The following is a 6,000-nucleotide window of genomic DNA, read 5'->3' as shown; positions in this document are numbered from 1 at the left end:
GCTCCGCAGGCAGGAGGTTGGGCTGGCGTGGATTAGGGGGAGGGGTGGGTGCTCAGTTAGATGCACTGTAATCGTAACTCCTAATGGCTATCTCAGGTGTTGATGCCTGGGCTGGGCAACCCTAGGATGATATTTGATCATTCGAACAATCGGACGAGATGGTAGATGGCCGACGCCCCCGTAATCCTATCGTGCGTGAACCTCAAAGGTGGCGTTGGGAAGACCACAATAGCGGTAAACTTCGCGGCCTATTGTGGACTTCAAGGACTCAAAACGCTCCTCATCGATCTTGATCCCCAAACCAACGCGACTTTTTCGTGTATCTCCGTGGAGGATTGGCAAAGTCACGCCGCTGAAAATGGCACCGTGGCAAACCTCTTGGGACTGCGCACGCACACTAGCGCCGAAGGTAAAGCCAAGGCACCCGACGACGTCATTGTTGAAGGCGTCTTCAAGAACGTGGATTTGATCCCAAGCCATCTCGATCTGTTCACGATCGACCTCGATCTCGGTGGGGCATCGGCGCGAGAGACGCTCCTTCGACGAGCACTTAAGGACGTGCTCCCGAAGTACGATGTCGTGGTCTGCGACTGCCCACCGAACCTGACGATACCAACGCAAAACGCTCTGGCGATGAGCACGCATTACGTTGTACCTGTCTCACCGGATTTCCTATCGAGCCTGGGCATCGGCCTGTTGCTTAGCCGCGTCCAAAAACTGACCGGCGATCTTGAACATAAGATCGAAAACGCCGGGATCGTCATTTCGCGGGTCGGGCGTCGGTCGTACTATCGCGAACAAACCATTCAAACCCTTAGGGAGCAGTTTGGGACCGTGCTCAATTCATCGCTGAACGAACGATCGGCGGTGAGTGAAATCACCGAGAAGCATCGGCCGGTATTTGAAACGGCGGATGGCAAGGCGATTTCCGAATTTAAGGCGCTGGGCGCAGAACTCATGGAGTCATTGGGCTTGTCATGAAGACACATGAAGTCGCGCGCATGCTTACGCTTCTGGCAAGTGCCCTGAAGCGGGGTCCGAACGTTCCGCTTGAAGATTTGGGAACAGAGCGAGTGACCCGGGCCAAGCCAGACCCGAGCACGATACCCGTCGCGCTCGGCACGCTGGTGGCGCTTTCCGAAATTGACAAGCAGCAGTGGCTCGATCTGATCCGGGAAAACGGCTTCCCCATTGAGCTCCGACCGCGAGACGCCTCAAGAGATATCCTGGGGAAGGTCCTCCGCTACCTTGAGCAAAATCCTGCGGCGCGTCAGCGGTTGACCAACTCCCCGCGTGAGCGCTCCACGACATCGCCAGAACTACGGCGCGCATTGGATATCTTGTTGAAGTCATGAGTGCGCTTGAGGCCGAAATTTCTGCCAATTTCGAAGGATTCTTCAAAGATTGGACTACCCAAGCACAAAAAAATTGGGAAAAACTCCATCCAAACGATCAATATCTGCTTAGTTATCGGCGCTTGGCTTGCTTTCAGGCTATAAAATCTGACTTGGTCGCTCCCAATTTCTCGGCCGGGAGCGCTGCATTCTTTTTCGAGGCGCATAATGACGGGCTAATATCTCATGTGAATGCGTCTCTGGGGTCTTGGAGAACAGCCCTCCAGTCTCTCCGAAGTACGGTCGAAAATGCGCTTGCAGCGGTTTACTTTAAAGATCACCCGATCGAGTTGGCCCTCTGGGCCTCCGGAGATTTGAAGCCTTCATTCTCCGAGCTTCACGCGTACTGCGTTAAGCACCCGGATTTAAAAGACATATCCGCGAATATCAAAGGGTTAGATGTCATCAAGGCGGAATACGCGACGCTTTCGAAGGCAGTTCATGGTTCAACGACGAATTTCAGGATGACGGACGGCGTCTCTAACGTGCTTCTTTGGAGTACCGAGGCAAAACGCTTGAGCATGTGGGCGACACGTGAGCGATCTGTATTAGAAGGAATTGCGCTTTTATATGTCTGTCTCTTTAGAGCTGAGCTTGCAGGGACGAAGAAGGCGGCGCTTCGCAACATGCTGTATTTCGTTGTCAGTAGCGCGCGAGCGGCCCGAATAAGGTCCGAACTCAAAATCAACATTACGAAGGCCACATAGGCGGACCGGACAGCGGGACCGATGCAGATCCGTTGGAGCTGGGGAGCTGACAAGGTTCCCATTCCGTTCCCTCCAGACTCCCGCTAACACTCCCGGGTGACCGCGACCCCCGCCACCCTCGATCTCGCCCCCGCGCTGGTGGTGCTCCCCGGCCCCCGCGCCGCCGTGGCGGACGCCACCGGGGCGCAGCCGCTGCGCACCCCTGACGCCCGCGACCTGTTCGAGCAGTGGCCGGTGTTGGTCGCCCATGCGGCGATGACGGCTCGGCGGTTGGGGGTTCCTGTGCCGCCGCGCTCGGGCCGCGTGTTCGACGCCCTGGAGCTCTATGCGTTCGTGCGGCCGGGGCGGTTCTGTGCGCCGTCGGCGGCGGGGCTGGCTCAGGCGCTGGGGATGGCGGAGCCGAAGGGAGCGGAGGCTCAGGCGGTGGCGTTGCGGGCGGCGTGCGGGGTGCTGCTGGCGGAGCTGGCGGCGGCGCCGGAGCCGTCGCGGGAAGAGGCGCTGGCCGTGGCCGAGACCCTGGCGCGGGGCGGCTGGCCCTGGGGGACGGCGGCGATCGGGGCGCTGCGCTCGGCGCCGGTGGGGAACATGTTCCGGACGTCGGGGCTGGATGCGTGGACGCGGCTTGCGGAATGGGAAGGCGAGGCGCCGCCGGGGGAGCCGGGGTCGAAACCCATTTTGCCCGAGGCGGCGGCGGCGCGGCTGCGCGACCTGTTGGAGCGCTCGGGGCTGGACGAGGCGCGGCCGGCGCAGGCCGAGTTCGCAGCCGAAGCCGCCTGGGCCTTCCAGCCGCGCGAGCGCGAGGGGGAGCCGCGGATGATGCTGGCCGAGGCCGGCACGGGGATCGGCAAGACGCTCGCCTATCTGGCGCCGGCCTCGCTGTGGGCGGAGGCCAATGGGCCGGCGGTGTGGGTCTCGACCTATACCCGCGCGCTGCAGCGGCAGATCGAGCGGGAGAGCCATTCGATCTATCCCGACCCGAAGGTGCGGGCGCGCAAGGCCGTGGTGCGCAAGGGGCGGGAGAACTACCTCTGCCTGCTGAACTTCCAGGAGGCGGTGAACGCCGCCCAGTTGGGCGGCGGCGACCTGGTGGGGATGGGGCTGGCGGCGCGCTGGGTGCGGACGACGCGGGACGGGGACATGACCGGCGGGGACTTCCCCGCCTGGCTGCCGACGCTGTTTGCGGTGCCGCCGGCGAACCAGGCGAGCGCGGCCAACCTGGTGGACCGGCGCGGGGAGTGCATCCACGCCGGCTGCTCGCACTATCGCACCTGCTTCGTGGAGAAGGCGATCCGGGGGTCGCGCAAGGCCGATATCGTGATCGCCAACCACGCCCTGGTCCTGACCCAGGCCGCGTTCGACGGGGCGCGGGCGGCGCGGGGCAGCAAGGCCGATGGGGAGACGACGCAGCTCAAGCGCATCGTCTTCGACGAGGGCCACCACCTGTTCGATGCGGCGGATAGCGCGTTCGCCGCGGCGCTGTCGGGGGCGGAGGCCGCGGAGCTTAGGCGCTGGATCCGCGGGCCGGAGGGGCGCGGGCGGCGCGGGCGCGGGCTTGAGCAGCGGCTGATGGAGGTGCTGGGCGACCACGAGGAGGCACGCGACGCGCTGATCGCGGCGACCCATGCGGCGGCGGCCCTGCCGGGCGAGGGTTGGTCGGGGCGGATCGCGCCGCCGAACGGCGAGGTCGGGCCGGTGGGTCCGGTGGAGCACTTCCTGGTGGCGGTGATGGAGCAGCTTCGGGCGCGGGCGGCGCCCAGCGAGATCGGCATGGAGTGCGCGGCCAGGCCCGCGCTCGACCTGGTGCGGGAGACGGCGCGGGCGGCGGCGGCGGCGCTGGCCAAGGTGGAGGCGCCCCTGGTGGCGCTGGCCCGGCAACTGGAGAATGTGCTCGACGACGAGGCGGCGACCCTGGAGCCCTCGTCGCGGGCTCGCATTGAAGGCGCGTTAAGAGGGCTCGACCGGCGGGCGCGGATGACGCTGCCGGCCTGGCGCTCGATGCTGCGGGCCATCGACGAGGACGCCGAGGACGATCCGGACTTCGTGGACTGGTTCGACGCGACGTTCCTCTACGGGCGGGTGGTGGACGCGGCCTGCCGCCGGCACTGGGTGGACCCGACGGAGCCGCTGACCAATGCGGTGATCGCGCCGGCGCATGGGGTGCTGGTGACGAGCGCGACGCTGGCCGACGCGACGCTGGACGACCCGTTCGCCCTGGCCGAGATGCGGACCGGCGCGGCCCGGCTGCCGGAGCGGCCGAAGACCCTGAAGCTCGCCTCGCCCTTCGACTATGCGAGCCAGGCGCGGTGCTATGTGGTCACCGACGTGGCCAAGGACGACGCGCGGCAGGTGGCCGCCGCCATGCGCGAGCTGTTCCTGGCGGCCGGCGGCGGGGGCCTGGGGCTGTTCACCGCGATCCGGCGGCTGCGCGCGGTGCATGAGCGCATCGCCGGGCCGCTGGCCGACAAGGGGATCGCCCTCTACGCCCAGCATATCGACGGCGAGGCCGGGTCCCTGGTGGACATCTTCCGGGCGGAGGAGGACGCCTGCCTGCTGGGCACCGACGCGGTGCGCGACGGGGTGGACGTGCCGGGGCGGAGCTTGCGGCTGCTGGTGTTCGACCGGGCGCCGTGGCCCCGGCCCGACATCCTGCACAAGGCCCGGCGCGTGCGGTTCGGCGGCAAGGGCTATGACGACGCGGTGGCGCGCGGGCGGATATCGCAGGCGTTCGGGCGGCTGATTCGCCGGGCGGACGACAAGGGCGTCTTCGTGATGCTCGACCCGGCCTCGCCGACGCGGCTCTTCTCAGGGTTGCCCGAGGGCGTGGAGCTGCAGCGGGTGGGCCTGGTGGAGGCGATCGAGGGTGTGGCGGGGTTTTTGGGCAAGTAGGTCCGCGAACCGCACGAACGGGATCGCACCTTGAGACTCCGCGGAGCGGAGGCCCAGCCGGCGCCCATCCGTGCGATCCGGGGCTCAAGTTGGAAGCGCCCGCTGCGCGGGCCTCGCAGGACCTGACGCTTTCGTGCGGTTTGTGTGGTTCGCGGCTCCTTCAAGCCCACCCGGCGGCGCGGACGCCGGTGAGGGCGGGCGGGAGGCCGTCGAGGATGCGGCTCCAGCCCTCGGCGTTGCGCTCGGCATATTCGTCCGGGACCTGGTCGTTGGTGAGGGTGAGGTCGCAGCCGCCGGGGGCCGGCGCGATGTCGATGGCCACGCGGGTGTAGGCCGGGTTGAACTGCGGGACGCCGAAGGTGAAGACCAGGCGCCTGGGCCGGTCGATCTCCAGGTATTCGCCGGTGTGCAGCACGTCGCCCATATCCGGGCGGCGCTCGGTGAAGGTGAAGCGGCCGCCGACCCGCGAGTCGATCTCGGCGGTGATCATCTCGCCCGTGGCGGTGGCGAACAGGAAGCGCCGGGCGATCTCCACGTCCAGGAAGGCGTCGAACACCGCCTCCGGGGGCAGGGCGTAGCGCTTGGTCACCACCACCTGCACGGTCTTTTCCGTTACGCTCATGGCGTCTTCTCCTTGAGGACCTTGTCGAGTTCGTCGAGGCGCCAGGTCCAGAGCGCGCGCTGTTCGTCGATCCAGGCGGCGGCCTCGTCGAGGCCGCGCGGGTTGAGCGCCAGGATGTGCTCGCGGCCCTCGATCCGGCGGCGCACCAGGGCGGCGCGCTCCAGCATGCGGATGTGCTTGGAGACCGAGTTCAGGGAGATGGCGAAGGGCCGGGCGATCTCGGTCACCCGCGCCTCGCCCTGCGCCAGCCGCGCCAGGATCGCCCGGCGGGTCGGATCGGCAAGGGCGGTGAGGGTCGCGTCGAGCATCATTCATCCATAGGGGTGAATATGTGCGGAGGCAAGGCCGCTTTGAACCTCACCCGCTTGCGGGGAAGTTTTGGGGCGTGTTG

6 protein-coding genes are annotated in these 6,000 nt (G+C 66.4%); 4 read left to right on the top strand and 2 right to left on the bottom strand.

What is annotated here, in order from left to right; translation table 11 throughout:
* Positions 1 to 165 precede the first annotated feature (165 nt).
* From VNW53_RS09415 to VNW53_RS09400, 4 genes are all read left to right on the top strand, one after another.
* The gene (locus VNW53_RS09415; protein WP_325555268.1) at positions 166 to 981 is read left to right on the top strand and encodes a ParA family protein; all 816 of its coding nucleotides are present in this window, start codon (positions 166 to 168) and stop codon (positions 979 to 981) included.
* Complete coding sequence (locus VNW53_RS09410; RefSeq protein WP_325555267.1) at positions 978 to 1,355, top strand: hypothetical protein; 378 nt, start codon at positions 978 to 980, stop codon at positions 1,353 to 1,355. The genes VNW53_RS09415 and VNW53_RS09410 overlap by 4 nt, the downstream gene beginning before the upstream one ends.
* Positions 1,352 to 2,101 (top strand): hypothetical protein, encoded by a 750-nt coding sequence (locus tag VNW53_RS09405; RefSeq protein WP_325555266.1) that lies wholly within the window; start codon positions 1,352 to 1,354, stop codon positions 2,099 to 2,101. The genes VNW53_RS09410 and VNW53_RS09405 overlap by 4 nt, the downstream gene beginning before the upstream one ends.
* Positions 2,102 to 2,197: 96 nt before the next feature.
* Positions 2,198 to 4,987: an ATP-dependent DNA helicase gene (locus VNW53_RS09400; RefSeq protein ID WP_325555265.1), complete on the top strand. Its 2,790-nt coding sequence runs from the start codon at positions 2,198 to 2,200 to the stop codon at positions 4,985 to 4,987.
* Positions 4,988 to 5,147: 160 nt separating this feature from the next.
* On the opposite strand, the gene VNW53_RS09395 is transcribed toward VNW53_RS09400, so the two are convergent.
* Together VNW53_RS09395 and VNW53_RS09390 are read right to left on the bottom strand one after the other, a co-directional pair.
* The gene (locus VNW53_RS09395) at positions 5,148 to 5,609 is read right to left on the bottom strand and encodes an SRPBCC family protein (RefSeq protein WP_325555263.1); all 462 of its coding nucleotides are present in this window, start codon (positions 5,607 to 5,609) and stop codon (positions 5,148 to 5,150) included.
* The gene (locus tag VNW53_RS09390) at positions 5,606 to 5,917 is read right to left on the bottom strand and encodes a metalloregulator ArsR/SmtB family transcription factor (protein ID WP_325555262.1); all 312 of its coding nucleotides are present in this window, start codon (positions 5,915 to 5,917) and stop codon (positions 5,606 to 5,608) included. Before VNW53_RS09390 ends, VNW53_RS09395 begins: the two co-directional genes overlap by 4 nt.
* Positions 5,918 to 6,000: the final 83 nt, after the last annotated feature.

The sequence above is a fragment of the Phenylobacterium sp. genome (assembly GCF_035569475.1).
Classification (GTDB): Bacteria; Pseudomonadota; Alphaproteobacteria; order Caulobacterales; family Caulobacteraceae; genus Phenylobacterium.
This window is presented reverse-complemented; position numbering and strand designations above follow the sequence as displayed.